The sequence below is a fragment of the Rhodococcus sp. Q genome (assembly GCF_005503035.1).
Taxonomy (GTDB): domain Bacteria; phylum Actinomycetota; class Actinomycetes; order Mycobacteriales; family Mycobacteriaceae; genus Rhodococcus_G.
This window is the reverse complement of the sequence record NZ_SCOY01000027.1, coordinates 1-26,428: the sequence shown is the minus strand read 5'-3', so window position 1 is coordinate 26,428 and position 26,428 is coordinate 1. Positions and strand designations below refer to the sequence as shown.

Annotated in this window: 25 protein-coding genes; 6 read left to right on the top strand and 19 right to left on the bottom strand. The window is 69.8% G+C overall.

All coding sequences use genetic code 11. The features are described from left to right. Positions 1 to 30 precede the first annotated feature (30 nt). From mnhG to FFS72_RS20315, 6 genes are read right to left on the bottom strand one after another with little or no spacing between them, the layout of a single operon-like run. On the bottom strand, positions 31 to 378 hold the full coding sequence (mnhG, locus tag FFS72_RS20340) for a monovalent cation/H(+) antiporter subunit G (RefSeq protein WP_137875632.1): 348 nt from the start codon (positions 376 to 378) through the stop codon (positions 31 to 33). Beyond that, positions 375 to 635: a monovalent cation/H+ antiporter complex subunit F gene (locus tag FFS72_RS20335; protein ID WP_137875631.1), complete on the bottom strand. Its 261-nt coding sequence runs from the start codon at positions 633 to 635 to the stop codon at positions 375 to 377. Before FFS72_RS20335 ends, mnhG begins: the two co-directional genes overlap by 4 nt. Next, positions 635 to 1,192, bottom strand: coding sequence for a Na+/H+ antiporter subunit E (locus FFS72_RS20330; RefSeq protein ID WP_137875630.1), 558 nt, complete (start codon positions 1,190 to 1,192; stop codon positions 635 to 637). Before FFS72_RS20330 ends, FFS72_RS20335 begins: the two co-directional genes overlap by 1 nt. Then, a complete protein-coding gene (locus FFS72_RS20325; RefSeq protein ID WP_137875629.1) occupies positions 1,189 to 2,817 on the bottom strand; it encodes a Na+/H+ antiporter subunit D in 1,629 nt (542 codons plus the stop codon). Before FFS72_RS20325 ends, FFS72_RS20330 begins: the two co-directional genes overlap by 4 nt. After that, the gene (locus FFS72_RS20320) at positions 2,814 to 3,413 is read right to left on the bottom strand and encodes a Na(+)/H(+) antiporter subunit C (protein WP_137875628.1); all 600 of its coding nucleotides are present in this window, start codon (positions 3,411 to 3,413) and stop codon (positions 2,814 to 2,816) included. Before FFS72_RS20320 ends, FFS72_RS20325 begins: the two co-directional genes overlap by 4 nt. After that, positions 3,410 to 6,247, bottom strand: a complete 2,838-nt coding sequence (locus FFS72_RS20315; protein ID WP_137875627.1) for a Na+/H+ antiporter subunit A — start codon at positions 6,245 to 6,247, stop codon at positions 3,410 to 3,412. The genes FFS72_RS20320 and FFS72_RS20315 overlap by 4 nt, the downstream gene beginning before the upstream one ends. 180 nt (positions 6,248 to 6,427) lie before the next feature. Between FFS72_RS20315 and FFS72_RS20310 the strand changes: the two genes are divergently transcribed. Genes FFS72_RS20310 through FFS72_RS20300 form a run of 3 tightly spaced genes read left to right on the top strand, consistent with a single transcriptional unit; the run spans position 6,428 to position 9,085 of the window. After that, complete coding sequence (locus FFS72_RS20310) at positions 6,428 to 6,835, top strand: NUDIX hydrolase (RefSeq protein WP_137875626.1); 408 nt, start codon at positions 6,428 to 6,430, stop codon at positions 6,833 to 6,835. A 7-nt stretch (positions 6,836 to 6,842) separates the two neighbouring features. Then, positions 6,843 to 7,427 carry a helix-turn-helix domain-containing protein gene (locus FFS72_RS20305; RefSeq protein WP_137875625.1) on the top strand — a complete coding sequence of 195 codons (585 nt, stop codon included), beginning with the start codon at positions 6,843 to 6,845 and terminating at the stop codon, positions 7,425 to 7,427. Between the two features lie 53 nt (positions 7,428 to 7,480). Then, on the top strand, positions 7,481 to 9,085 hold the full coding sequence (locus tag FFS72_RS20300) for a GMC oxidoreductase (protein ID WP_137875624.1): 1,605 nt from the start codon (positions 7,481 to 7,483) through the stop codon (positions 9,083 to 9,085). 65 nt (positions 9,086 to 9,150) lie between these two features. Here FFS72_RS20300 and FFS72_RS20295 read toward each other — a convergent pair whose 3' ends face one another. After that, positions 9,151 to 10,644, bottom strand: coding sequence for a DHA2 family efflux MFS transporter permease subunit (locus FFS72_RS20295; RefSeq protein ID WP_137875623.1), 1,494 nt, complete (start codon positions 10,642 to 10,644; stop codon positions 9,151 to 9,153). Between the two features lie 200 nt (positions 10,645 to 10,844). Here FFS72_RS20295 and FFS72_RS20290 point away from each other — a divergent pair, with 200 nt between their 5' ends. Further along, positions 10,845 to 11,513, top strand: coding sequence for a TetR/AcrR family transcriptional regulator (locus FFS72_RS20290; RefSeq protein WP_137875622.1), 669 nt, complete (start codon positions 10,845 to 10,847; stop codon positions 11,511 to 11,513). Positions 11,514 to 11,585: 72 nt separating this feature from the next. On the opposite strand, the gene FFS72_RS26840 is transcribed toward FFS72_RS20290, so the two are convergent. Beyond that, complete coding sequence (locus FFS72_RS26840) at positions 11,586 to 11,933, bottom strand: transposase (RefSeq protein WP_249353428.1); 348 nt, start codon at positions 11,931 to 11,933, stop codon at positions 11,586 to 11,588. Between the two features lie 255 nt (positions 11,934 to 12,188). Here FFS72_RS26840 and FFS72_RS20280 point away from each other — a divergent pair, with 255 nt between their 5' ends. Then, positions 12,189 to 12,800: a TetR/AcrR family transcriptional regulator gene (locus tag FFS72_RS20280; RefSeq protein ID WP_137875620.1), complete on the top strand. Its 612-nt coding sequence runs from the start codon at positions 12,189 to 12,191 to the stop codon at positions 12,798 to 12,800. Between the two features lie 33 nt (positions 12,801 to 12,833). On the opposite strand, the gene FFS72_RS20275 is transcribed toward FFS72_RS20280, so the two are convergent. From FFS72_RS20275 to FFS72_RS20250, 6 genes are all read right to left on the bottom strand, one after another. Beyond that, positions 12,834 to 14,144 (bottom strand): hypothetical protein, encoded by a 1,311-nt coding sequence (locus FFS72_RS20275; RefSeq protein ID WP_137875619.1) that lies wholly within the window; start codon positions 14,142 to 14,144, stop codon positions 12,834 to 12,836. Further along, complete coding sequence (locus tag FFS72_RS20270) at positions 14,111 to 15,490, bottom strand: hypothetical protein (RefSeq protein ID WP_137875618.1); 1,380 nt, start codon at positions 15,488 to 15,490, stop codon at positions 14,111 to 14,113. Before FFS72_RS20270 ends, FFS72_RS20275 begins: the two co-directional genes overlap by 34 nt. Positions 15,491 to 15,553: 63 nt before the next feature. Beyond that, on the bottom strand, positions 15,554 to 16,408 hold the full coding sequence (locus tag FFS72_RS20265) for an alpha/beta fold hydrolase (protein WP_137875617.1): 855 nt from the start codon (positions 16,406 to 16,408) through the stop codon (positions 15,554 to 15,556). A 167-nt stretch (positions 16,409 to 16,575) separates the two neighbouring features. Beyond that, a complete protein-coding gene (locus FFS72_RS20260; protein ID WP_137875616.1) occupies positions 16,576 to 17,496 on the bottom strand; it encodes a helix-turn-helix transcriptional regulator in 921 nt (306 codons plus the stop codon). Between the two features lie 6 nt (positions 17,497 to 17,502). Beyond that, a complete protein-coding gene (locus tag FFS72_RS20255) occupies positions 17,503 to 18,339 on the bottom strand; it encodes an alpha/beta hydrolase (protein ID WP_137875615.1) in 837 nt (278 codons plus the stop codon). 108 nt (positions 18,340 to 18,447) lie between these two features. Then, a complete protein-coding gene (locus FFS72_RS20250) occupies positions 18,448 to 19,413 on the bottom strand; it encodes a helix-turn-helix domain-containing protein (protein ID WP_137875614.1) in 966 nt (321 codons plus the stop codon). 255 nt (positions 19,414 to 19,668) lie between these two features. On the opposite strand from FFS72_RS20250, the gene FFS72_RS20245 reads away from it, so the two are divergent. Then, entirely contained in the window at positions 19,669 to 20,421 is a 753-nt protein-coding gene (locus tag FFS72_RS20245; protein WP_137875613.1) for an isocitrate lyase/PEP mutase family protein, read from the top strand. Here FFS72_RS20245 and FFS72_RS20240 read toward each other — a convergent pair. From FFS72_RS20240 to FFS72_RS20220, 5 genes are read right to left on the bottom strand one after another with little or no spacing between them, the layout of a single operon-like run. Further along, positions 20,418 to 21,392: a DUF3089 domain-containing protein gene (locus tag FFS72_RS20240; RefSeq protein ID WP_137875612.1), complete on the bottom strand. Its 975-nt coding sequence runs from the start codon at positions 21,390 to 21,392 to the stop codon at positions 20,418 to 20,420. The genes FFS72_RS20245 and FFS72_RS20240 overlap by 4 nt on opposite strands. An 18-nt stretch (positions 21,393 to 21,410) precedes the next feature. Next, positions 21,411 to 23,600, bottom strand: a complete 2,190-nt coding sequence (locus FFS72_RS20235) for an AAA family ATPase (RefSeq protein WP_137875611.1) — start codon at positions 23,598 to 23,600, stop codon at positions 21,411 to 21,413. A gap of 21 nt (positions 23,601 to 23,621) precedes the next feature. Further along, a complete protein-coding gene (locus tag FFS72_RS20230) occupies positions 23,622 to 24,710 on the bottom strand; it encodes an alpha/beta hydrolase (RefSeq protein ID WP_137875610.1) in 1,089 nt (362 codons plus the stop codon). 46 nt (positions 24,711 to 24,756) lie between these two features. Beyond that, positions 24,757 to 25,608, bottom strand: a complete 852-nt coding sequence (locus FFS72_RS20225) for a CDP-alcohol phosphatidyltransferase family protein (RefSeq protein WP_137875664.1) — start codon at positions 25,606 to 25,608, stop codon at positions 24,757 to 24,759. Positions 25,609 to 25,619: 11 nt separating this feature from the next. After that, the gene (locus tag FFS72_RS20220; RefSeq protein WP_137875609.1) at positions 25,620 to 26,333 is read right to left on the bottom strand and encodes a phosphatidylserine decarboxylase; all 714 of its coding nucleotides are present in this window, start codon (positions 26,331 to 26,333) and stop codon (positions 25,620 to 25,622) included. Positions 26,334 to 26,428 lie beyond the last annotated feature (95 nt).

Genomic DNA, 26,428 nt, shown 5'->3' with positions numbered 1-26,428 from the left:
CCGGCGTCGGTGACGGACCACGGTCGCGGTCTAACGCGGGGTCGGGCCCTCGTCGCGTTCCAGTTCGCCGACCAGTCCGAGTCCGTCGCGTCCGCGCTGCTCGCGGTAGGCGACGCGGCCGACGGTGTGCGCGATCACGGGTGCGGTCAGCAGCGTGAACAGTCCGACGAGGACGAGCATCCAGATGTCGACATTGCCCCGCAGCCGGATCACGCAGCCGGCGAGCACCAGGATCATGCCGATCACCTGCGGCTTCGTCGCCGGGTGCATCCGCGACAGGGTGTCGTCGAAGCGGACGATGCCGATGGCGGCGGTCATCGCGAGCAGCGCGCCCAGCAGGATGGCGATCGCCGCGACGACGTCGAGTGCGGTGCTCACTGGTCGTCCCGAACCCGGAATCGGGCCACCGACACCGAGCCGATGAACCCGACGAGGGAGAGGGCGACGATCGCGGGCACCAGGGTGGTGTCCATGCTGTACGCCGCCCAGAGCGTGAGACCGCAGATGGACACCGCGACGAGGGTGTCCATCGCGACGAGTCGGTCCAGGGTGGAGGGTCCGTCGAGCAGGCGGTACGCGGTGAGTACCGCGGCGATCGACATCATCACCCCGGCGATCACGATCACTGTCGTCATCACAGTTCCTTTCGTGTGGCGATGTCGCCGGTGCCGGGGGTGTCGCCCGCCCACTCGGCAGGCCGTTCGAACGCCTCGATGAACAGGCGCTCGAGACGGCGGACCGTGGCATGGAACTGGTGCACCGCCCTGTCGGTGCCGAGGTCGAGAACGTGGACGTACACCGTCCGCTTGACCTGGTCGACCTCGAGGACGAGGGTGCCCGGAATCAGGTTGAGGACGTCCACGCACAGTGTCAGGACGAGGTCCGACTTGATGGCCAGCCGGCAGCGGAGCACGCCGGTCACCGGGGGCGGGCCCGGGCGGATCGACAGCCATGCCACCTGGACGCTCGACTGCGCTGCGTACCAGAGGCTGATGCCGACGAGTTTCACGATCGACCACAGGTGGATGCGACCGCCGACGGGAACGCGGGGTAGGGGAAGCAGGACCGTGATGAGGACGGCGACGACCAGGCCGCCGACGATGTTGGCGACAGAGATGTTGCCCCACAGGAGGACCCACACGAACACCAGCCACGCGAGCGAGCCCGCGCGCAACACCGCAGACCGGCTCATCTGTCGCCTCCCGTCGCGGTGACCTGCTCGGAGTAGTTCGGCCCGAGCACGGCGTCGATGTAGATGGACCGGTCCTGCAGGTCCGTCGCGGCGCGATCGGTGACGGCGATGATCTGGCCCGCGAACACCGTCAACGCGATCCCGACCCCGACGAGCGCGAACGTCGGCACCAGCATCAGCGCGGGCATCCGGCCGACGTCCTCGCGGTCGACGAACGCGATGTCCGCCTCGGACTCGTCGATGAGAGCGGACGGGCTGACGTCGGCGAGATCGCCCTCCGGGGCGTCGGCACGGGCCCGCCAGAACGCCTTCGTCCACACGCGCGCGACGACGTACAGAGTCAGCAGGCTGGTGATCGTGCCGCCCGCGACGAGTACCCAGGACAGCGCGCTCGGATGTGCGGCGCCTGCCTGTAGGAGGGCAATCTTGCCGATGAACCCGGAGAAGGGCGGGATGCCGCCCAGGTTCAGCGCGGGAACCAGGAACACGAGCGCCAGCACCGGGCTCGCGGCAGCGAGACCACCGAGTCGGCGCAGCGACGACGACCCGGCCTGTCGTTCGATCAGACCGACGACGAGGAACAGGGTCGTCTGCACGATGATGTGGTGCGCGACGTAGTAGATCGAGCCGGACAGGCCCTGCTGAGTCGAGAGCGCGATGCCGAACACCATGTAGCCGATGTGGCTGACCAGGGTGAACGAGAGCAGACGCTTGATGTCGGACTGGGCGATCGCACCGAGGATGCCGACGATCATCGTCAGCAGGCCGCAGATCATCAGGACGTCGTCGAGCTCGCCCTGCGGGAACAGCAGCGTGTGTGCGCGGATGATCGCGTACACACCGACCTTGGTGAGCAGTCCCGCGAACACCGCAGTGACCGGCGCTGGTGCGGTCGGGTACGAGTCGGGCAGCCACGTCGACAGCGGGAAGACCGCGGCCTTGATGCCGAACGCGACGAGCAGGACACCGAAGATCGCCATCCGGGTGCCGTTCGGGACGTCGTCGAGCCGCACCGCCATCTGCGCGAGGTTCAGTGTGCCGGTGGCACCGTAGGCGAGCGCGATGCCGATCAGGAAGATCAGCGACGACACCATCGACACCATCACGTACGACACGCCCGCTCGGACCCGGTCGGCGCTCCCGCCGAGGGTCAACAGCACGAAGGACGCCGCGAGCAGCACCTCGAACCCGACGAACAGGTTGAACAGGTCGCCTGCGAGGAAGGCGTTCGAGATGCCCGCGGCCAGCGCCAGATAGGTCGGCAGGAAGATCGACACCGGCTGCTTCTCGTTGCCGTCGTGAATACCCTGGCCGACGGCGAATGCCATGACGGCGAGCAGCACGATGTACGAGACGACCAGCATGATCGCGGACAGTCGGTCGACGACGAGGGTGATGCCGATCGGGGATTCCCAGCCGCCGACCTGCAGCGACGAGATGCCGTCCCGGTCGGCGAGGTACAGCAGCATGCACGACACGGCGAGGCCTGCGACGAGTGCGGCGATCGTGACTGCGCGCTGGAACCGGGGCCTGCGTCCGCCGACCAGCGTCACGGCGGCGGCGAGCATCGGGATCAGGACGGGCAGTGGCGTCAACGTCTGCACGACGTCGGGTGACAGCGTCATCGGCGGTCACCGCCCGGAGCGGCCCCGACCTCGTTGCCGGGTTCGTCGTCGCCGCGGGAGTCGAACTCGTCGAAGTCGCCTTCGCGCAGATCTTCGTACACCTCGAGTTCCTCGAGGTTCGTGAGCTGTTCGAGTGGGATCGGGTTGCCCTTGTCGTCGAAGGCGTCACCGCTGAACGTGGAGTCGCCGGTGATCGGATCGTCGGAACGGTCGTGGTCGGGTGCCTCCGCGGGACTGCGGAGGTGTTTGACCTTGGTGTCCTCGGGGTCGTCCTCGACGGCATCCTGCGTGTTGATCTTGTAGGACCGGTAGGCCAACGCCATCACGAACGCGGCGATCCCCATCGTGATGACGATCGCGGTCAGGATCATCGCTTGCGCGAGCGGATCCGACATCTCGTCGTACACCTCGTTGGTGCGGCCGACGATCGGGGCGCTGCCCGGCGGGCCGCCCGAGGACAGGATCAGCAGGTTGACGCCGTTGCCGAACAGCAGCAGGCCCAGCAGCATCTTCGTGATCGAGCGTTCCAGCAGCAGGTACACGCCGCACGAGATGAGGATGCCGATGACGAGGAGGAATCCGAGGTTGACGGTCACCGGGTCGTCACCTGCCTTCCGGGCTCGGGGAGGTTCTCGACCTCGGCGTCGAGTCGGGCGCCCAGGCTGCGCAGAACGTCGAGAACCAGACCGACGACGATGAGATAGACGCCGAGGTCGAAGAACAGCGCCGTCACGAGCTTGATGTCGCCGAGCAGTGGCAGCGTCATCTCGATCGTCGCCGACGACAGCGCGGGGGCGCCGAGAACCACGGACGCCAGCGCGGTGCCCGCGGAGAAGATCAGGCCGAGTCCGAGGATCTTGCCCGCGTCGATCGGGACCGTTTCGCCGAGTTCGTACCGGCCGCCCGCGAGGTAGCGGAGCACGAGCGCGAGTCCCGCCGTGAGACCGCCAGCGAAGCCGCCGCCGGGAGCGTTGTGGCCGGAGAAGAAGAAGTACACCGACAGCACCATCATCGTCGGAAAGACCATTCGCGTCGTGACCTCGAGGATCAGCGACCGGTGCCGGGGATCGATCAGGTCGCCGCCGAGGAGCCACGTGGTCTCCGGCGTCGGGGCGAAAGACGGAGCGTCCGCCACGCGGGGCGCGGTGCCGAACCGTCGGGTGCGGAACACCAGCGACGCGACACCGGTCGCGGCGACGAGCAGGACCGAGATCTCGCCGAGGGTGTCCCAGGCGCGGATGTCGACGAGCAGGACGTTGACGACGTTCTTGCCGTTGCCGACGTGATACGCGAGGTCGGGCATCTGCACCGAGATCGGTTCGGCGGAACGGGCGCTGATGGCGAACGCGCCGAGCGCGGTCACGGCGGCGCCGACCGCGACGCCGAGCGCCGCACGCGCCGGCTTGAACCCGACGGACTGGCGTTCGTCGATCTCGGCGGGCAGCTTGCGGAGCACCAGCACGAAGATCACCAGGGTCAGCGTCTCGACGAGGAACTGCGTCAACGCGAGGTCGGGGGCGCCGTCGAGCGCGAAGATGACGCCGCAGCCGTAGCCGGTGACGCCGACGAGGATGACGGACGCGAGCCGGTTACGCATGACGGTCGCCGCGAGTGCCGCGGAGATCATGATGAGCCCGACCGCGAACTGCACCGGCGACTCCCACACGTGCAGGGACACCGAGGTGTCGGTGCCGAGGAGCAACAGGATCGTCGGCAGCAGGACGAGGGTGACGAGGATCGACGCCTGGGTCAGCGGCAGCGAACCGCGCTGCGTGGTGCCGGTGAGCCGGATCGACAGGGTGTCCATGCCGCGCAGGGTCGCGTCGTAGATGCGTTCCGCGTTGCCCAGCAGGGGACGCTCGAACCGCAGGCGGCTGATCCGGCGGTGCACGAGGTAGAGCGCGACGCCGCTGCCGATCACGAGCACGGTCAGCCACAGCGCCAGCCCGAACCCGTGCCACAGTCCGAGGTGGTAGCCCTGGGGTCCGGGCAGGGTGTCGGCGTAGGCGACGAGCAGGGTGTCGAGGACCGGCGAGATCAGGCCGGTGACCAGGCCCGCCGCCGACAACAAGGCGGGAACCGCGAGGAAAAGCGGGCCGGCCCGATGCATCTTCTGCACGGCCGCGCTCGGCTCCGCGAGCTGCTTGCGAGCAAACGCGCCCCACACGAACCGGATGCTGTAGGCGACGGTGAGGATCGAACCGAGGACGATGCCCGCGAGTACCAGGACGCGGACGGTCGGGTTGAGCACCGACGTGGTCGCGACGGCCTCGAGCGCGGCTTCCTTGCCGACGAACCCCAGGAACGGCGGAAGCCCGGCCATGCTCGCGGCCGCCCCGATGGCGACGATGCACAGGACCGGTGCGGCGGGACCGAGGTGCGCCAGCTTGCGGATGTCGCGGGTGCCGGTCGTGTGGTCGATGATGCCGACCACCATGAACAGGCAGGCCTTGAACATCGCGTGCGCGACGACGAGGGTGATGCCCGCGAGCGCGGCGTCGCGGGATCCGGTCCCGACGAGCACGGTGAGGAATCCGAGCTGACTGACCGTGCCGAACGCGAGGATCAACTTGAGGTCGAAGGCGCGCATCGCGCGCCAGCCGCCGAGAATCATGGTGCCGAGGCCGAGTGTCAGGACGGTGACGCGCCACGGACCGGAATCGGCGAAGCCGGGTGCGAGGCGGGCGATGAGGTAGATACCCGCCTTCACCATCGCGGCGGCGTGCAGGTACGCGCTGACCGGAGTGGGGGCGGCCATCGCTCCGGGGAGCCAGAAGTGCATCGGGATGATCGCGGACTTCGACAGCGCTCCCGTCAACACCAGGACGACGCCGACCGCCGCGAGCACACCGTCCGGAGGGTTCTCCAGCAGCACGGACAGTTGGTAGCTGCCGCCGACCTGTCCGAGGATGATGAATCCGACGAGCATCGCCAGGCCGCCCGCGGTGGTCACCAGCAGCGCCTGGGTGGCGGCGCGGCGACTCGACGCACGTTCGGCGTAGTGGCCGACGAGCAGGAACGACAGGACCGTCGTCAGTTCCCAGAACGTGTAGAGGATGAGCATGTTGTCGCTGGTGACCAGCCCGAACATGGCTCCGGAGAAGGCGACCATCTCGGCGGCGAAGATGCCGAGGCGGGTGTCGCCGTCCTGGAAGTAGCGCGCGCAGTAGATCAGCACGAGGGTGCCGATGCCGAGGATCAACGCGGACATGATCGCGGCGAGGGAGTCGAACCGCATGTCGATGTTCATCGACAGTCCGGGAGCCCAGGTGATGTGCAGCGACTGTTCGGTGTTCCAGTTCGCGATCACCCACACCAGGGACGCCGCGGGCACCAGCGACAGGGGGAGAAAAGCGTTGCGCCCCATTGTTCGCACGACAGCGGGCGCCAGAACGGCGGCGAATGCGTGGGCGAACAATATTGCGAGCAAGGGCACTCCGTCGGTGTCGAGGGCGGGGTGTCTATACGCCCTGGAGTATCCGGACGCCTGATGTCCAGTTTAGGGGATACGAACATTCCCCCCGCAGGCGGCTCTGCCGCTCCCACGCTCGTTCGGGGTGTCCGGACCCTGAAACCGCTCGTGAGCGCCGCAGGCGCCTACCCTTGGGGAATGCCCGAGATCAGGACCGTCGCACTCGCCCATGTGCGCGACCGCCGGATGCTGCAGGCACGGTCCGTCGGCAAGACCGCCTTCTACATGGCGGGCGGCAAGATCGACCCCGGGGAGACGCCGGAACAGGCTCTGCACAGGGAGATTCGCGAAGAACTCGACGCAGGAATCGTCGACGGCACCCTCGAACGGCTCGGGGTGTTCGAAGCCGAGGCGTTCGGTCATCCACCCGGAACCCGACTGCACATGACGTGCTACCGCGCGACGTTGACCGCCGAGCCCGTCGCGACGAGCGAGATCGCGGAACTGCGCTACTTCACCGTCGACGAGTACGCGGCGATGCCGGAGTCCGCTCCCGGATCCCGGCTGGTGTTCGAGCACCTCCGTTCGCTCGGCCTCGTGGACTGAGTCGACGGTGATCTTCACGGCGGACGCACTCGCAGGCATCGTCGCCGGGACCGTGACGCTCGCGTTCCGGAGATGGGACCGACCCCGGGTGCGCGCGGGCAGCAGCCAGCGGACCGCCGTCGGGGTGATCGCGTTCGACTCCGTGGACGAGGTCGCGCCGAACGACGTGACGGATGCCGACGCGCACGCGGCCGGCTTCGCGTCCGCCGACGTCCTCCTCGCGTTCGTCGACAAGAAGGCGCACGGTCCGATCCTCTACCGGATCGCGCTGCGGTCGGGCGGCCCCGACCCCCGCGCAGTGCTGCGGGAGAACGCCGACCTCTCGGACGCGGACGTCGTCGCGCTGTGCCGCAGGCTGGCGCGGATGGATGCCAACGGACCGTGGACCGAGGCGACGCTGCGACTGATCGGGGAGCGGCCCGCCGTGGTCTCGACCGAGCTCGCGCCGGTTGTCGGGATGGATAGGCCGACGTTCAAACAGAAGGTGCGCCGCCTCAAGGAACTCGGGCTGACCGAAAGCCTCGACGTCGGATATCGGCTCAGCCCGCGCGGGCGGGCACTGCTGGATCGGCTGACTCGGTCAACCGAATGAAACCCGACCGGAACAGACCCGGACGTGTTTTCGGAGGGCTAGGTTCGGAGGTCATGGACCTCAGTGGTGTGTCGAGACGTGACGTACTTCGTGGAGCAGCGGTCGGACTCGGCGCCGCCGCACTCGGTTCGCTCGGCGCGGGAAGGGCGGCGGGGTCCGCCCTGGGACGCACCGCGCTCGTCATCGGCAGCGGTTTCGGTGGCGCTGTCGCAGCGCTACGCCTGGGGCTGGCCGGATTCGAGACGACGGTCCTCGAACGAGGGCGGCGGTGGCCGATCGACCCGTCCGGCAACACCTTCGCCACTTTCGACAGCCCCGATGGCCGGGCGGCGTGGTTCTCGACGAAGCCGCCGATCAACCCGCTGACGCAGTTCCAGCAGATCCCGCTGTACGCGGGCGTGGTCGAGGAGATCAAGGGCAACGGCATCAACGCGCTCTACGGCGCCGGTGTCGGCGGTGGATCGCTGGTGTTCGGCGCCTACTCGGTGCAGCCACGTCGCCGCGACTTCGAGCAGATCTTCCCGCAGTCCCTCGACTACGGCGAACTCGATCGCGTCTACTTCCCTCGGGCCAAGGCCGAACTCGGCACGTCGCCGCTGCCCGCCGACCTGCTGGCCCGGCCCGAGTACGTGGGCGCGCGGTCGTGGCTGGCGGACATCGCCGACTACGGCGGCACCCCGACGTTCCACGACTTCTGCGTCGACTGGGATCTCGTGCGCGCCGAGTTCGAGGGCCGACTCCGCCCGTCGATCTCGGTGGCGGAGGGGCCGTACGGCATCAACTCCGGCGCGAAGAACAGCGTCGACCACAACTATCTGCCTCGCGCCGAGGCCACCGGCAACGTCACGGTCCTGCCGCTGCACGAGGCGATTCGGATTCGTGAGATCGGCAACCAGTTCGAGGTCACGGCACGGCAGATCGACGAGCACGGAAGGGAACTCGGGACGCGCACCTTCGTCGTGGACCACCTGTTCCTGGCTGCCGGTTCGTACCACTCCACCGAACTGCTCGTCACCGCGCGCGCCACGGGAACGCTGCCGAGGCTGAGTCCCGAGGTCGGGCAGGGCTACGGCAACAACGGCGACTTCATCACCTCCCGCGTGATGAACCGCCGCGAGTACGGGTCGAAGCAGCCCGGCCCCGGCGTGGCGCTGCTCTACGACGACGAGGACCCGGACGGCTCGGTGTCGATGTCGTGGCAGGCGGCGCCGTTCCCGGAGATCGCGGGCGGGCACACCAGTACGAACCTGATCCAGGCGATCACGCACGAGCGTGGGTCCGTCGACTGGAACCCCGCGACGGGCCGCGTCGAACTGAACTACCCGTACGCGGAGGGGGCGAACGACCTCGACATCCGGGCGGCGCGGTTCGCGGGACGCTTCCACGAGCGGGCCGACACCCGCCACGGATACCCCGCCAACGGCATCCCCGTGTACACGCGTGCGGTTGGATTCGGAAGCGCTGCAACGTATCACGGACTCGGTGGCGTCGTGATGGGCAAGGCCGCCACGGACGACGGCCGGGTGCACGGTTACGACAACCTGTACGTCGTCGACGGCGCACTGATCCCCGGCGCGGTCGGACTGGTGAACCCGTCCCTGACGATCACTGCGATCGCCGAGCGGTGCATGGACCGGTTCGTCGCGCGGAACGGCTGACGCCTGTGAGTCCTTTCGGCCGGTAGCGGGGGCCGAAAGGACTCACAGGCGGCGCTGTCGCTCGCTCAGTGGGCAGCGACCAGGACGTCACTCTCCTCGGCAGGCAATGTGCCGCCGGGGAGCAGGAACGCCGAGATGACCGCGCCGCCGACGAAGATCGCGGCCGCCCACCAGAAGGTGGTGGTGTAACTCTCGACGGCGGCGAGTGCCTTCGTCTGCGCGTCCGGGGTCCGGCCCGTCATGAAGTCCGCCGCCGCCGTCGCCGCGACGGTACTGAGCAGGGCGGTGCCGATGGAGCCGCCGACCTGCTGCATGGTGTTCACCGTCGCCGACGCGACTCCGGCGTCCTCGGGTTGCACGCCGGTCACCGCACCCTGCATGCCGGGCGCGAAGACCATGCCCATCCCGACGCCGAGCAGGACCAGTCCCGGCAGGATGTGCGCGGCATAGTCGCTGTCCACCTGGAGTTGCGCGAGGAGCGCGAGGCCCGCCGCGCCGAGTGCGAGGCCACCGACCATCAGCGGACGGGGACCGACCCGCGGCAGCAGCACGCCGGTCGACGTGGTCGCCGAGACGACCATGCCCGCGACCATCGGCAGGAACGCGACACCGGTGACGATCGGCGAGTACATCAGCGTCGTCTGCATGTAGAAGGTCAGGAACAGGAAGACCGCGAACATGCCGGAGCCGGTGAGGAACATCGCCAGGTACGCGCCGCCACGGGTGCGGTCGAGAACGATGCGCAGCGGCAGCAGCGGATGCGAGACACGCGTCTCGATCACCACGAAGGCACCGAGCAGGACGGCGCCACCGACGAGCCAGGCGATGGTCGCGGGGTTCGACCAGCCGTGCGACTCGGCATGCGAGAAGCCGTAGACGATGCCGAACAGTGCCGCGGACACGGTCACCGTGCCCGGAATATCCAGGCGCGGACGGTGTTCCGCGCGGTGCGGCGCCATCATCGTCAGTGCGCCGACGAGCGCGACGGCGGCGAAGATCAGGTTGACGTAGAGGCTCCACCGCCACGACGTCCACTCGGTCAGTGCCCCGCCGAGCAGCAGGCCGATGGCGCCGCCCGCCCCCGCGACCGCGCCGAAGATGCCGAATGCCTTGGCTCGTTCTCCGGGTTCGGTGAACGTGGTGGCGAGCAGGGACAGTGCGGCGGGCGCGAGCAGGGCGGCGAACACGCCCTGGCCGGCGCGGGCGGCGACGAGCATGCCGAAGTTGACTGCGGCGCCGCCGACCGCGGACATGACGGCAAATCCGATCAGGCCGATGACGAAGGTGTTCCGTCGGCCGAACAGGTCGCTGAGCCGGCCGCCGAGCAGCAGCAGGCTGCCGAAGGCGAGGGCGTAGGCGGTGACCACCCACTGGCGGTCGGCGTCGGAGAATTCGAGTGCCTGCTGGGCGGCGGGCAGTGCGATGTTCACGATGGTCGCGTCGAGCACGACCATGAGCTGAGCGAGGGCGATCACCGCGAGGACGAGCCAGCGGAGGCGGTGTTCCCTTCCGGTTGACTCCGACCCGGTGTCGGGCCTGTCGAGAGTGGACGTGGTCATTGGGTAGCCCCTTTTGGTCTGGCGTGGCGTCACAGCTCGATGACTGAAGCTCGATGTAGCGAAGTGGAGGAGTAAGCTCCACTTGGATGACCGTACGCCTAAGTGGAGAATATGTCTCCATTTATTTTCGGCACGCGGCTCTGCGCGCCCGGTTTCGACCGATTTCGGGCCGGGTTTGTCGGATTTTCGGAGATGGCAGAATGAGTTTCGTGAGCACTGTCACAGGGGAGCGCAAGCTGCGCGCCGACGCCGAACGCAACCGACGCAAGATCCTCGACGCCGCCGCCGAGCTGTTCGCGCTGCGTGGCATCGACATCACCCTCGACGACGTCGCGCGGCACGCGAAGGTCGGCGTCGGCACCGTCTACCGGCGCTTCAGCTGCAAGCAGGAACTCGTCGACGGCGTCTTCGAGCAGCACATGGCGGACATGGAGGCCGGCGCCTGCGCGGCTCTCGCCGTCGACGACCCGTGGCAGGGACTCGTCGACTTCGTCGCGTCCACCTGCGAGCAGATGGCAGTCAACCGCGGCATGGGTGAGGTGTTCTTCAGTTGCGACGAGGGCCGCGAGCAGATCGCATGCGCCCGCGAACGCGTCGCCCCACTCGTCGAGCAACTCATCACCCGAGCCAGAGACGCGGGCGCCCTGCGCCCCGACGTCACCGCCAACGACGTGTTCACCGTCGCCAAGATGGTCGGCGCCGTCATCGACTTCGCCGGCCCCATCGCCCCCGACGCGTGGCGTCGCTACCTCGGCATCGCCCTCGACGGCCTGCGCTCCGAGGGCGCCGCTCGCACACCCCTGACCGAGCCCCCGCTGACCGACGAACAGGTCGAGGCGGCCAAGGTGGCGGCAGCCGGGCGCGGCTAGATCGCACAGCCGCGCGCGGCTAGGTCGTGTTTCATAACGCCGCCGCCGCGTGGCTCGACCTGCCCGCCGCTGTCACGTCGGGCTCCGGCCGCGTGCTGGTGGGCGCGGGCGATGGTCGAGTCGACGCTTACGTCCCACACGATCTGGCCGGCGGTCGGCGATGGCCTGCAACCGTGTGTGGATCTGCGTCCACGCCCGGCCGTTGCCAGCGTCGGGAGAGTCCGTAGCTCGTCCGCTGGGCGCGTACCGGGCCGGGACGACCCGCCACGGCTCACCGGTGCGGGTCCGCCACCGGATCCCATCGACGTGGTCGCGTTTGGTCCAGTTCGGTGGACGGCCCGACTTCTTTCCCCTCGGCAGCAGCGGAGCGAGCTGTGCCCCCTGCGCGTCAGATAGTTCCGCTCGCGGCCCTGGCGCCATTGTGCTGGGCACGCGACTTCGGAGGCTTCATCGCGGCCGCGTTTGGCGATGCCCAATCCCGCCGCTGTGACGATCGAGCAAGCGCCTCGCGACCCGGATCTACTTATCCGTCACCAGGCGATACACCACGTATCCAACGAACCACGTGGTGAGGAGGATGCAGAGAACGAGGAGGACGTCGATCGCGATCACGAGCATGCAGACTCCTTGGTTAGTGGGCACTCACTAACCAAGATCGTAGGCTACCGTCGGGACATGCCCGACAATGCTGTACCCACCGCGCGCGACCGGATCCTGGACGCAGCCGCCAGCACCATGCGAGACAGAGGGCTTGCCCGGGCAACAACGAAGGAGATCGCGGCGGTCGCCGGCTACTCGGAGGCGATGATCTACAAGCTCTTCGACGACAAGGTCGACCTGTTTCTGAGCGTCCTGCGTGAACGGGTTCCCGCCGTCGACATTCTCACCCGCACCGATCGCACCCCCGGCGACGCCAGCACCCTCGAGGGCAGGTTGGGAGCGACCATCGAGCAGGTCACGGCGTTCTATCGACAGACGTTCGCAATTGGCGCCTCCCTGTTCTCCGACGCTGAACTCCTCGAACGACACCGAACCGCCGTCATGGCACAAGGTGCAGGCCCCGCGCTTCTCCCGGCCGCCGTCGCCCGATTCCTTCAGAACGAGCAGCGCACCGGCACCATCGTTGCCGGTGCCCCGATCAACGGGGCCGCATCATCCATCGCCGGCGCCTGCTACCTACGGGCCTTCCTCGAGCAGTTCTACGGACCCGAGCACCCGCAGGAGCCGATGGCCGAGTTCACCGCCTCGGTCATCGCGACGGTGTTGCCTGCTTTGATCGCTGCGTAACACCACTTCTGTGCGGCTGGGACTGCCGGAGACTCAGTCCTCCGCGCGTTGACGCAGGACGCCTGCCGCCGCGATCGTCGCGAGGCCGACCACCGTCATCGCGGTGGTCAGCCAGTAGGGGTCGGGCGGCATTGACGCCATCATCCCGCGCGGCAGCGACCTCAGTGGCGACCGATCCTCCAGCAGGTCCGGTGCCCCCTGCCCCGCGACGCTCAGCGCGCTGGGCACGAACAGCACCGACAGTCCGGCGATCGTGGCGCCCGACCGGATGGGATCGCACGAGCCCAGCGCGTAGCCGGCAATGGGGGCGACGGCCAGCCAGCGCACCGCGCCACCCATCCCGTCCGCGATGTCGGGCAGCAGACCCGCCAGGGAGACGGCCGCCAGAAGCGTCAGTCCGACCACGACGCTCGGCCACCGCGACCCGACCACCACGCCGACGGTCAGCCCGACGATCAGGATGACGACGCCGATCCAGGTGGTGTCCGACCATCCGGACAGTGGCGCGACTGCCGCGACGATGGCAGTCGTCGTCAGCAGGAGCGTCCCGTCCTGTCCGTCGAGGACGAACGCGGCGCCGATGGTGACGGCGACGAAGACCGCGAGCAGCACCCCGGTGAGCGGCCGATTGTCCTGCGCGGCAGCGATGGCTGCGTTCGTCGCCAGCGCCGTCGCCACCACGGTCGCCGTGACCGCGACGCCCCGCGTGGACGGCTTCGCGGGCCGCGCGCCGCCGAGCGTCGTCGCGAAGGCCGTTGCGACGATGGCGGGCAGCAGCAGCATCCACGCCGGTGCCGAGGTGAGGGTGCCCGCGTCGGTCAGCGGGGCGTAGGGCGTCCACTGCTGCTCGGGCGCCCGACCCAGGAGTTCGCTGGTGACGGGAACCACCAGGAACGCGGCGACTGCGGCGCCGAGCAGCACGGCCGTCTCGGTTCGGTCGCCGGCCGCGGCGGCCGCACCGCCGAGCGCGACACCCGCCGCGATCCCCGACACCCACGTCACTGCGATCAACCATTCGAGTTGCCACACACCGTCATTGCTGTACTGCACCGCGACAAGGACACCCAGCCCTACGAGCGTCGTCATCCGTGCCGCTCGCGCGGACCCGCGCCGAGACAACGCGCCCGCGAGCGTGGCGGCCACGACCAGCCCGACTGCGGAGGCCAGCGGTCGGCTGGTCATCAGCGCGGTCAGCTGACCGTCGGTGCCGCTGATCCCGAAGTTGGGTGCCAGCGGTGCCAGCAGTGCCCACCCCGCGGTCGCGCCGACCAGCAGAGCGGCGAGCAGGTCGAACGTGCGGCGCATCGTCGTCATCGACGGGCCCGCAAGCCGTGAATGCCCCACGCGCAGAAGGCGACCGCGAGAGCCAGTGCGATACCGGCAACGCGGTCGTCGTAGTGGGGGATGAGTGCGAACCTCTCGAACTGCTTGTCGAGCTCACTCGCGTACTCCAGCGACATCTCGGAGCCACTGAGTGGTTGAAATGCGCCGTCGTAGGTCACCGGACCGCTGGGCGCGATGACCGTCGCGGCCGCGTGGAAGACGTAGGACACGAAGGGAATCGACAGTGCGGCCGCTGCGACGGCGGCGCTGCCGGGAAGTGTCCCCGCGACGGCCCACCCGGCGCCGACACCGACGACGGCGAGTCGCACCAGCAGCCAGGGGCCGTCGGCGCCGAAGTCGGGCCAGATCACGGCGACGACGGGGACCAGGGCGGCGACTCCGAGTCCGGCCATCGGATTCGGGAGCCGGAGTGCGAGCACCATCCCGGCGAGGACCGCGACCGCGGCGACGGTGACCGTCAGCCACGCGGGGACGTCACGGAACGGGCTGCGCAGGTCGACCAGGACCGGCATGGCCGCGGCCGCGATCCCCGTGGCGGCCACCACGATCACGCCGCCGGCGATCTCGGTGCGGCGGGCGATGAACCGCGCGCACACGACCGTTGCGACCAGGATCACCACCATCGCGACCGCGATGATCACCCATTGCCGGGTTCGGGTCTCGTTGCCGCTCTGTCCGATCCACGCGAGCTGCGCCCGGTTGATCACGGCGAGCGCCGCGATCGTCAGCAGAGCAGCGCCTGCTTCCGGGGCGGTGATCTTGGGGATTCGGGACCCGGTGTCCGCGACCGCGGCCGCGGCGATCGCCGCCGCGACGGTCACGGCGAGCAGCCACCAGGACGGCTCCCCGAGGGTCGAGGTGCTCTGCGTCGACGTTGCCGCGCCGAACGCGGGCACGGACAGGAACCCGGTGACGGCGCCGCCGACGACCGCGAGTTGAGCGCCGCGGTGGCCCCACACTGCCGCGACCGCCGCTCCGAGCAGCGCGCCCGCGGCCACGCACTTGACGATGTGCAGCGAGATCAGGGCGTCGACTCCGGTGATCTCCGGGACCGCCATCCGCACCAGGCCGATGGGCAGCGTCGCCGCGGCGGCCACCACCCAGGCGAGGCGACGCGACCCGCTCCGCTGCAGGGCGATACAGACCGCGACCGCGACGACGACGCCGACCACGATGCCCGTCGGCTGCGCCCCGAGCCAGCGGTCGAGTTCGCGGTCCGACACCTCGATCGCCCACCGTCCGCCGGGCGGGTCGGTGAGGACGAATGCGACGAGGAACGCGCCGAGCAGTCCGGCGAGCGCGGACACGGCGGTGCGGGGGGTGACGGGCAGGGTCCTGGCGGGCATTGCCCGACGCTAGCCGAACAGCCCGCCGCTGCCGCGGACCTCGGGCGGGGTGGCCGGCGTGGTTCAGGCGCCTGCGGCGTCGACGATCACCGCGGTCACCTCGTCCGGCCGCGACACGAGCGAGGCGTGGGAGGCGTCGATCTCGGTGGTGTGCGCGCGGGCGCGGCCTGCCATGAACCGTTGCGCGTCCGGGGGGATCACCTGATCCTGTGTCGACACGAGATACCAGTTGGGGCGCGTCGTCCACGTCGGCGTCGCGGACGGTTCGAGGTTCGCCCACAGTGCCGCGGACTTCTGGTGCGCGAACATGTCGGCGGCGGTGGCGTCGTCGACGTCCTGGGCGAAGATGCCGTGGAAGTACTCGCCCGCGATGTACCCGTCGAGGTTCTTGCCGCCGATGGCCTGCGCGTCGTCGACGATCTTCAGTTGCAGCGCGGGCGGGAGCAGCTTGCTGCCGGGGAAGCGCAGCGGGTTGAGGATGCCCTGGACGAACTCGCCGCGGTCGGGGGCGAACGCCGCGATGTACACGTTGGCCTTGACGTCGGGGTCGTCGGTGTTGCTGATGACGACGCCGCCGTAGGAGTGGCCGACGAGGACGATCGGGCCCTCGATGCCTGCCAGCTTCTGCTCGAGGAGCGCCGAGTCGTAGGCGGGGCCGCGCAGTGGGTTGTCGAACGTCTCGACGGGATAGCCCCGCGCGGTGAGGTTGGCGGCGACGTCGTTCCACCCTGTCGAGTCGGCGAACGCGCCGTGCACCAGGACCACGGTGGGCAGGGGAGCCGCCGCGACGGGTGCCACGGACAGGGCGAGCGGAGTGAGGGCGACTACCGCCGCGACCGACCACCTGGCAGCTCGCGGCCGGAGGGATGTCGAGAAGGGCGGTTTCTTCGAGGAGGGCGGCTTCTTCGGGAAGGACATCGGGGGTGACTCCCGTTCTGCGTCGTGGGCACGGGACAGCGGTGATGCGTCGCCGGTTACGAGTGGGAGGCGACGCCCCGGGGACGATGTCGGGGTCGCCCCCGGGCTGATTCGACGGTAGGTCGCGGAGTGGGCGCGGAATCGGCCCTCTGCGCACGTCGCTGTCCTCAGGGTGCGCGGGCCAACCGGTCGCGACGGAGGCGTCCCGGCGTGACGCCGTACGCGTCCCGGAACCGTCGGGTGAAGTGCGTGGCGTCGACGAAACCGTGCCGCTGCGCGACGGCCGCGATCGTGAGGTGCCGGTTCCTGCTGTCCAACAAGGTGTCACGGGCCTCGTCGAGCCGGCGTCTCGAAATGTGCTCGCCCAGAGTCGTACCGGTGGCCGACCACACGGAATGCAGGTGTCGCACCGAGATATGGTGGGCGGCGGCGACCTTGGTGGGTCCGAGCTCGGGCTCGCCGAGGTGTGCATCGATGTACGTCCTGATGCGGTCGAGCAGGTCGGCGCGGGGATCGTCCGGTCGTCGCCCGAGCGATCCGAGAAGCAGGGCCCGCACGAGATCGACCGTGGGGTCGACGAGCGTCGCCAGCGCCGACGGTGAGTGTGCTGCGATGTCGGCGAGATCGACGAGGCTGCGCACGATCAGATCGTGGAGGGCGGGGCCGTCGCGCAGATGCCGTGCCGCCTCGGGCACATCGGCAGGCTGTATCGCGACGACGGTGCGGTCGAGGGTGATGCTGACGGCCGTACCGACGTCCCGGCGCCGGAAGTCGTGGGGTGCGGTGTGGTCGATCAGGATGAGGGTCGGCTCCGACCGGGTCGGGGTGACGGTGTGTCCGTACTGCGTGAATGTCCAGTCGCCCGGACTCACCGCCGCGACCGTCAGACGGGACACACCGCCACCCCGATCGCGTCCGACGGACACGCCGGTGCCCGCCGCGTCGACCAGCACGGCGCCGCAGCCGAGGTTCCAGGTCCGGACGCGGGCCCAGCGATCGCGACCGGGAAGGGGACGGATCGACACCGGCACGCCTGCCTCGCGCAGTGCGCTGCTCTGCGCGAGGCGTGGCTGCGGGTCGGGAGGCACGGGAGGTCAGGCGGTGGGTTCGGCCGCGGGGGAGTCTGCGTGCTCGACCGCCCACTCGAGCGCCAGGTCCGCAACCGCCTCCCAGCCCGGCTCCGCGCACGTCCAGTGCGACCTGCCCTCGAAGAGGTGGAACTCGGTGAGCGACGCCGACTTCCGGTAGTGCTCGGCGTTCGACTTGTTCACCGACGCGGGCATGATGTGGTCGGCTCCGCCCGCGATGAACAGCAGCGGCGCCCGGTCGTCGGAGGAGTAGTCCACCCACGTTTCCTGGTGCCCCGGCTTGAAGTTGGCGATCAGTCCGTACGCCCAGACCCAGTTGCCCGGCGCCGGAATGTGGTACCGCTCCCACACCGCGTCGGAGTCCTCGCGGCTGAGGGTGTTGGTGAAGGCGTAGTGGAACTCCTCCGGCGTGAATCCGACGGCCCGATGCAGGTTCGCCGGGTTCTTCAGCGCGGGAAACAGTGATTTGACCTGGGACAGCGGTGTGACGCGGACGCCCTCGGTCGGGGCGGAGTTGACGACGACACCGGCCGCGCCGAGGCCGCGGGCGAGCAACAGCTGTGTGAGCGTTCCACCGAACGAATGGCCCATGATGATCGGCGGAGCATCGAGACTCTCGATCACGGCTGCCAGGTGGTCGACGGTCTCGGGAACCGTCAGCTTCGCGATCAGGTCGGGATCCTCACGCAGCGCCTCGACCTCGATGTCGAAGCCCGGGTATCCGGGGGTGATCACGCGGAAGCCCTTGGCTTCGTAGTGCGCGACCCAGCCCTCCCAACTTCGGGGCGTCATCCACAATCCGTGGACGAGAACGACGGTGTCCGGTGACGCGGTCGATGGCATGGCTCGGGCCTTTCGTCGGATGCCACTGTCTGGTCGGCTGGACGCTAGTGCTGTCGCTGCGGTCGGAACCGGCTGTGCGGGCACGGTTCTGTCCCCAGGACGAACGATTCATTCGTCCGGCTCCCGTGCTGCCGCGGCGGTGTCCCGCCACTGCGACGGGGTGACGCCGTACGCGGCGCGAAAGCGTCGGGTGAAGTGCGCGTGGCCGGCGAAGCCGAACCGCCGCGCGATCGTCGCGATCGGGACGGCGGCGGCCCGGGGCGTCGACAGCTCCTCGTAGGCGCGGCGCAGCCGCTGCTCGATGATCCACTGTTCGAGGCTGAAACCCGCAGCAGCGCAGAGGGTGTAGAGGTGGCGGGTCGATATGCCGTGTGCGGAGGCGACCGTCTCGGCCGACAGGGTCCGGTCGAACAGGTGCGCGCGGACGTGACTGCGGATCCGCGTCGTCAGGGCGTCGTTCATCGCGGCGCGGCCGTGCTCGCCGCCGGACGCCGTCGCGAACAGTGCCCGCGCCAGGTCGATCGCCGCCTCACCGAGCGCGGCCGATCCCGGACCCGCACTCAGCGCGTCCCCCTCGACGGTCAGCGTCGAGATGTGGCGGGCGAGCATCCGGGCCACCGGACTGCGCTCCGGATGCGCCGACGCCGACCGGATGACGTCGGACGGCAGGTCGAGCCGGTCGAGGGGCACGTGCAGGCAGCGGGAACTGCCGAACGTGTCCCAGGAATAGTCGTAGCCGGCGTTCAGGTCGACGACCATCAACTCGCCCGGCGCGACGAGGCGTTGCACCCCTCGCTGCTCGTAGCGGGCCGTCGCGACCTCCTGGACGGCGATCGCGATCAGCGGTGACGGTGTCCGGTCGGCCTGCTTGCCGGTGCGGACAAGTCCCATGCCCGACATCCGCGACCGGAAGATGCTTGCGTCGCCGTACGTCCAGACCTCCATCAGCGACGTCACCGCAGCCGGGTCCTCGAGGACCACGGTGGACGGCGCGGAGTTCTCCTGCATCGCGGTGCACGTCGCGTCGGCGCGGTCCCCGGCGTCGAACTGCGCGGTGTCGAACACGATGGTCATGGGCGTCGGGACTCCCTGTCGTGCGGTGGTTACCGGCGTACCGGTGCCGTGTCGTGCGGGAGCCGGTGCGCTGCAGGACAATCTCTGATGACGTTAGTAGTCCGGTTCGTCCGATCACAGTCGTGCGGTCGAAGGTTCACACACCCGTGACATGATGCGGCCGGATCGGGGCGAAACACGCCGTCCCTGCAGTGGTCCGGGGGCCACGGCGTGCCACGATTGCCGCACCACCACACGAGGCGAGGACACCCAACCATGGATTCGATCACCGAGAAGGCCACGACGCTGCTCGCACTGCACCGGCCCGGCGACCCCGTGATCCTTCCGACGGTGTGGGACGCCTGGTCCGCGAACCTCGCCGCGCAGGCAGGTTTCGACGGGCTGACGGTCGGCTCGCATCCGGTCGCGGACTCCATCGGCAAGGCCGACAACGAGGGCATGACGTTCGGGGAACTGCTCACCCGCGTCACCCAGATCACGGCCGCCGTCGACCTCCCGGTGTCGGTGGACATCGAGTCCGGCTACGGGCAGACCCCCGAGGCCCTCATCGACGGGTTGGTCGAGGTCGGGGCCGTCGGCCTGAACATCGAGGACACCGTCCACAGCGAGGGCGGCAGGCTCCGCGAGGCGCAGGAGCACGCCGACTTCGTGGGACGGTTGCGCCGCGCCGCCGATGCGGTCGGCGTCCACGTCGTCATCAACGCCCGCACCGACATCTTCCTGCGGAAGATCGGTGACGAGGCGGACCGGACCGCTCGCGCGGTCGCCCGACTCGAATTGTGCGCCGAAGCCGGTGCCGACTCGCTGTACCCGGTCGGATTCCACACCGACGAGGTGTACCGCGAGCTCGTCGCGGCGCTGCCGCTTCCGGTCAACGCGATCGCCGACCCGGCCAGCGGCGATCGTGCGCACCTCGCGTCGCTCGGCGTCGGGCGCGTCAGCTTCGGGCCCCTGTTCCAGGCGAACCTCGCCGCCCGCGCCGCCGAGCTACTCGGCCCCTGGCGCTAGCGCCCGTAGGCCGCCGCCTGGGTGGCGACCAGGTCGACGAGGTCGCCCTGCGCGACGTTGACGTCCAGCAGGTGCAGGCCCCACGACTCGTTCGGGACGGCGGGCAGCAGCTGCGCTCCGGGGCCGTCGATCAGCAGCACGTTCGACGCGCCGCCGGTGCAGCGCCCGGTGAACGCCTCGACGTCCCGGCCTCCGATGATGCTGTGCAGCGGAGCCGACGCGGAATTGTCGCGCAGGGAAGCCGGATTGGTGCACAGCACCTCGAGCCCGGGGGAGGGTGACCGGCCGTACCGGATGTCCGGGGGGATCCGCGAGTACGCCGAGTACGCGACGACGCAGCCCGTCTGCGCGGCATCGGTGCACGCCGGCACCGACCCGAAGTCGCCGCCGACGACGTCACCGGCACGGACCGTGACGTTGCCGCCGAGGAGCAGCGCCGACACCAGTTGCGACTGCGCCGGGGTGCCCTCGATGCGTTCCTGGATGAGGGTGCGCAGCATCCGCGTCCCCTGGGAGTGCCCGATCAGGACGACGCCGCGTCCGTCGTTGTGGTTCGCCAGATAGTCGTTCCACGCGCGTTCTACGTCGTCGTAGGCGAGTTCGAGTGCGGCGGCCCGCTCCTCGGGCGTTCCGGCGAACAGGCTGCGCAGGGTGAGCTGGCGATACACCGGCGCCCACACGTTGCAGTTCGCGCCGAACGGCTCGGCCTGCAGGCGTGCGATGCCCTGCACTTCCGGCGAGCGGTCGAAGTTCGCGTTCGTCGACAGTTGCGCCGAGATCGTGGGGTAGACGTAGAAGCAGTCGACCGGTGCGCCCGACCGACCGCCGCAGGGGTCGGCGGGCTGTCCGGGACGACACAGCCACGTCGTCCCCTGGTCGGCCACGGCCGGTGGCGTAGCCGCGAACGTGGCCCCGAGCAGCAACGTCCAGACCAGAACCACCAGCGTGCGTGCCCCACGGGAGATCGACATGGGGGTGAGGGTAACGCCTCAGCGCCCGTCGGCGTAGGCCTGGAGATGCGCCACCTGGGCCGCGTCGAGGGACGGTCGAACCGCCTCGCGTGCAGCGGCGACATCGGCCGCCGTGACGTCCGCGGCGTCGACGTCGCGCCGCATCGCGGCCAGCGCCGCCTCCCGCAGCAGCGCCGAACAGTCCGCCGCCGAGTAGCCGTCGAGGTCCTCGGCGAGCGCGGGCAGGTCGACGTCGTCGGCCAGCGGCACGGAACGACCCGCGGTGCGCAGGATCTCGCGCCGTGCGTCGGCGTCCGGCGGCGGCACGAACACCAACTTCTCCAACCGTCCCGGACGCAGCAGCGCCGGATCGATCAGGTCCGGTCGGTTGGTCGCCCCGACCACGACGACGTCGCGCAGCGGCTCGACACCGTCGAGTTCGGTGAGCAGCGACGCGACGACGCGATCGGTGACGCCCGAGTCCGAGGACTGCCCGCGCCGCGGTGCGAGCGCGTCCACCTCGTCGAGGAAGATCATCGACGGCGCCGAATCCCGTGCCCGCTGGAACAGTTCGCGCACGGCCTTCTCGGACGCGCCGACCCACTTGTCCATCAGCTCGGCACCCTTGACCGCGTGTACCGACAGTTGACCCGAACTGGCCAGCGCCCGAACGAGATACGTCTTGCCGCAGCCGGGCGGGCCGTACAGCAGGACACCCCGCGGCGGGTCGACGCCGAGACGCGCGAACGAGTCGGGATGCTGCAGCGGCCACAGGACCGTTTCCGTCAGTGCCTGCTTGGTCTCCACCATGTCCCCGACATCGTCGAGGGTCACCGATCCGACGGCCAGCTCCTCTGTACCGGAACGAGACAGGGGGCGGATCACCTCCAGCGCGCCGACCAGGTCCGTCTGCTCCAGGCGCGGTTCGCTACCGGCGGCACTGGCCCGCGACGCCGCGCGGATCGCCGCCTCCCGCACCAGCGCGGCAAGGTCGGCCGCGACGAAACCGGGTGCCCGCGACGCGATCTCGGCGAGGTCGAGCGTGTCCGTCGGGACCCGCCGCAGCATCAGCTCGAGCAGGGCTCGACGCGTCGCTCCGTCCGGGAGGGGAATCGTCAGCTCGCGGTCGCACACGTCCTGACCGCGGGTGCGGTCGTCGAGCGCATCGGGGTGCGCGGTCGTCGCGACGAAGGCGACGCCCGGGGTGTCCACTGCCCTGCGCAGCTCGTCGAGGATCAGCGTCGACACCGGTTCCGGCTCGGAGGGCAGCAGGGCGTCGAGATCGGTGATCAGCAGGACGCCCCGGTCGTGCCGGAGCTTGGCCACGGCGTCGGTGACGCGTTGTAACCGCGCCCCGGACTCCAGCGCTCCCACCGTCGGACCGTCCAGTTCGGCGACGTTCCGGCCGGCAAGGACCGCGCGGGCCAGCGTCGCCTTGCCGACTCCGGCAGGCCCGGTGACGAGCACGCCGAGATGCGCGGACGCACCGAGGGTGTGCAGCAACTCCGGTTCGTCGAGAGCGAGTTTGAGCCACTCGGTCAGCCTCGAGGACTGCGCCGCGACGCCGACGAGGTCCTGCACCGCCACGGGCTCGGGCCGAGGCGACGTCTCCCGCGGTGCCGCGGCCGGGGCCGAGGCAGGACTCGGGGGCACGGGCGCCGAGGACGAAGACGGGACATCCCACCCGACAGCAGAATTCGGCTGCACGCTCACCGGGCCCTGCGGGTCGACGGATGCGACGGTCAGCAGCTCCGACGTCCACGCGACGCCGAACGTGCGGGACAACGACTGCGTGGCGGCGACGGTGGAGACGCCGGGACCGAGATCGCGCGGCAGCAGCGACACCGTGTCGCCGACGGTGAGAACCTTGCCGAGCAGCGCCTGACGCAGCGTGGTCTCCGAGATGGAGCGCATCGCCAGCGCCGAGCCGCTCAGCGTCGCACTTCGGGCGCCGTACACCGTCACCGGTGAAACGACCACGCGCGCATCCTCTTTGAGTCCTGCGTTCGACAGGGTGACGTCGTCGAGGAGCGCCGTCCCGGTGGGGGTTCCGGCCGGCGCCAGCGCCACCACGGCCGCGGTGCGCCGTGCCCCGATCACCGCGATACCGTCCCACTCGCGGAGGCCGAGCGCGGCCAGGGCCTCGGGATGCAGTCGTACGACACCGCGGCGGGCATCGGCGGCGGAGGTGTTGAGCCGGGCGGTGAGCGCGAGTTCCGGTGTGGTCACCCGCCCCACAGTAGTGACGGATCAGGCGGTCAGGCCGAGCGCCCACTCGTGCAGCACACCTGCGAACTCCAGCGACTCCGGCAGCGGCACGAGCGGATCGATGCGGCTCGGAGGGAACGGGCCGAGCTCGTCGAGGAGGTGACTGGCGTTCGCGAGGTGTGCGAACCGGAGGGTGGTGTGGTCGAGCGCGTCGCGCAGTGCGCCGACCTGATCGCAGCTGATGTTCAGGTCCTTGTCCGAACACGTCACCAGGACGGGGGTGTCGTCGGCGATCGCGGCGGCGAGCTCGAGGGGGTCCTGGGCGTCCGCCTCGGCGAGGAACCTGGCATTGGCGTGGACCAGGCCGATGCTCGCGAGGAGTGGATCCGGTTTGGCGGGCAACTTGCCGGTCTCCCGCAAGCTCGAGACGCTCTCCTTCAACGTCGCACGCGCGGCGTCGGCGTCGGCGGTGGACAGCTGCCCGGACCCGACCGCCGCGTCGAGCTGGGTGTTCAGCTGGGCGGTGAGCAGGTCCAGGTACCGCATCGGGAGCGGCGCGAGGAGGGCGATCCCGCCGTGACCGACTCCGCGTCCGGTCAGTTCGAGTGCGGTGAGCGCGCCTTCGCTGTGCCCGACGAGGACCAGCCGGTCGACGGGCACGCCGGTCCGGTCGGAGAGCAGGGCCGCGGCGGCCTGCGCATGGTCGACCTGCGAGGTGAACCCGAATTCGGCGAGCCGGTCCGCGGGCAGGCCCGCGAGTCCGGTGGCTCCGCTGCCGAGCTTGTCGAACCGCAGGCTGGCGACGCCCTGGGCGGCGAGGTCGTCGGCGAGGCGTCGCATCGTGTCGGCCTTCAGTCCGGACTGGTTGCCGTCGCGGTCGGTGGGGCCGCTGCCGGGCAGGAGCAGCGCGGCGACCCCCTGACGGGCATGGGCGGGTGTGCGCAGGCTCGCGTGGAGCGTCAGCCCGTCCGAGTCGAACGTCTCCTCGGTGTCGGTGCCCGTCTGTGAGGCACTCGAGCCGATGAACGGGAGAGGAATCCGCGTCGCCGCCGTCGCGGGTACCGCCAGAGGTGCGGTCGACAGCAGAGCCGCGAGGGCAGCGCCCGCCAACCGCAGTCTCGTAGTGTTCATCGCTACCGACAATAGGGGACGGCGCGTCCGACTCGAAGTCACCTGGTTACCGCGGCCGCGGCTGACGCAGGCCGAGTCGCGAGTACGACCGCCGGTCTCCCGTGGTCACCCGACGGATCGCGCGACGCTCGGAGGGCTTGACGTCCCACACCTCGGGCCGGGCCGCCACCCAGCGCTTCGACCGGACCGCGAACGGAATGTGCGCGAGGTACGCGAACACCAGCACGATCAGCAGGATGAACGGGTACGTGATGAGTGCGGCACCGGCCAGGGCGACGCCGACCAGCAGCGCGGCCGCCATCCGGCGCGGCACGGAGAACGACTTCATGGCGAGCGTCGGGATCCGGCTGACGATCAGCCCCGCCGACAGCACGGTCCACGCGGTGACCACCCAGAACGACGACCACCAGCCGTCGCCCCACTGCACGAACGCCGCGAGCGGCGTCAGCGCGATCAGCGCGCCCGCAGGAGCAGGAACGCCCACGAAGAACTCGCTCGTGTAGGACGGCGCGGTGTCGTCGTCGAGGAGCGTGTTGAACCGGGCCAGACGCAGCACGATGCTCACCGCGTACACCAGCGCCACGATCCAGCCGGCGTTGCTGCCGTCGAGCAGCGTCACGTACAGCACCAGCGCGGGCGCGACGCCGAACGAGATCGCGTCCGCCAGCGAGTCCAGTTCGGCGCCGATCTTGCTCGTCGCGTCCAGCAGTCGCGCGATCCGGCCGTCGAGGGAGTCGAGGACCGCGGCGGCGCCGATCATCGCGAGCGCGATACCCAGTTCGCCGCCGAGTGCGAACTTCACCGCGGACAGGCCGCTGCACAGAGCGAGGATGGTCAGGGTGCTCGGCAGGAGAAGCAGGCCGCTCGACGCGACGCGACGGGGCCTGCTGGTCACCACCTCACGCGGGCTCACGGCAGCTGGGCGAGGACGGTTTCGGCGCCGACGGCCCGCTGCCCCCGCTCGACCAGGAGGGTGCTGCCGACGGGGAAGTAGGTGTCGACGCGGGAGCCGAACCGGATCAGTCCGTAGGTGTCGCCGATCGGCAACCGGTCACCGACCGTCGCGTCGCAGACGATGCGCCGCGCGATCAGGCCCGCGATCTGCACGACCGCGACCTCGTGCCCGTTGTCCGTCCGCAGCAGCATCGAATTGCGCTCGTTGGCCTCGCTCGCCTCGGCGAGATCCGCGGACAGGAACTCGCCCGACTTGTGGACGACCTGCAGGACCTCACCCGCGACGGGGCTGCGCTGGACGTGCACGTCGAGGACCGAAAGGAAGATGCTCACCCGCGGCACCGGCTGATCGCCCATGTTCAGCTCGGCGGGCGGTACCGCCGTGTCGACGAGCGCGACCTCGCCGTCGGCTGGGGAGACCGCCACGTTCGCGCGGTTCGGCGGAACGCGGTGCGGATGCCGGAAGAAGGCGGCGCAGGCGCCGGACGCGAGGAGTGCGGTGTTGCGGACCCAGCGGCGGTGTCTGCCGAGCACGGCGACGCCGAGTGGGGCGAGAACGAACGGCAGCCCGGCCGGATGCAATGGCGGGATCGTCGTCTTGACCAGGTCGACGACGTGTGCGAGACCGGTCGGCTGCGGAGTGCCGATGGGGGTGGGGCGGCGGGCCACGGGTTCCTCATCTGGTTCGGTGACGGTGGGGTCCGCGCACGGTGGAGCCGTTCACGGGCACTGCAAGGTTAGGCCACGTCGGGCCTGTCCCGCTC

Coding starts and splice junctions, on each gene's coding strand:
- FFS72_RS20335 (WP_137875631.1), bottom strand. CDS start 635: ATGACGACAGTGATCGTGATCGCCGGGGTGATGATGTCGATCGCCGCG.
- FFS72_RS20330 (WP_137875630.1), bottom strand. CDS start 1,192: ATGAGCCGGTCTGCGGTGTTGCGCGCGGGCTCGCTCGCGTGGCTGGTG.
- FFS72_RS20325 (WP_137875629.1), bottom strand. CDS start 2,817: ATGACGCTGTCACCCGACGTCGTGCAGACGTTGACGCCACTGCCCGTC.
- FFS72_RS20310 (WP_137875626.1), top strand. CDS start 6,428: ATGCCCGAGATCAGGACCGTCGCACTCGCCCATGTGCGCGACCGCCGG.
- FFS72_RS20300 (WP_137875624.1), top strand. CDS start 7,481: ATGGACCTCAGTGGTGTGTCGAGACGTGACGTACTTCGTGGAGCAGCG.
- FFS72_RS20295 (WP_137875623.1), bottom strand. CDS start 10,644: ATGACCACGTCCACTCTCGACAGGCCCGACACCGGGTCGGAGTCAACC.
- FFS72_RS20290 (WP_137875622.1), top strand. CDS start 10,845: ATGAGTTTCGTGAGCACTGTCACAGGGGAGCGCAAGCTGCGCGCCGAC.
- FFS72_RS26840 (WP_249353428.1), bottom strand. CDS start 11,933: ATGGCGCCAGGGCCGCGAGCGGAACTATCTGACGCGCAGGGGGCACAG.
- FFS72_RS20280 (WP_137875620.1), top strand. CDS start 12,189: ATGCCCGACAATGCTGTACCCACCGCGCGCGACCGGATCCTGGACGCA.
- FFS72_RS20270 (WP_137875618.1), bottom strand. CDS start 15,490: ATGCCCGCCAGGACCCTGCCCGTCACCCCCCGCACCGCCGTGTCCGCG.
- FFS72_RS20265 (WP_137875617.1), bottom strand. CDS start 16,408: ATGTCCTTCCCGAAGAAGCCGCCCTCCTCGAAGAAACCGCCCTTCTCG.
- FFS72_RS20255 (WP_137875615.1), bottom strand. CDS start 18,339: ATGCCATCGACCGCGTCACCGGACACCGTCGTTCTCGTCCACGGATTG.
- FFS72_RS20250 (WP_137875614.1), bottom strand. CDS start 19,413: ATGACCATCGTGTTCGACACCGCGCAGTTCGACGCCGGGGACCGCGCC.
- FFS72_RS20245 (WP_137875613.1), top strand. CDS start 19,669: ATGGATTCGATCACCGAGAAGGCCACGACGCTGCTCGCACTGCACCGG.
- FFS72_RS20240 (WP_137875612.1), bottom strand. CDS start 21,392: ATGTCGATCTCCCGTGGGGCACGCACGCTGGTGGTTCTGGTCTGGACG.
- FFS72_RS20230 (WP_137875610.1), bottom strand. CDS start 24,710: ATGAACACTACGAGACTGCGGTTGGCGGGCGCTGCCCTCGCGGCTCTG.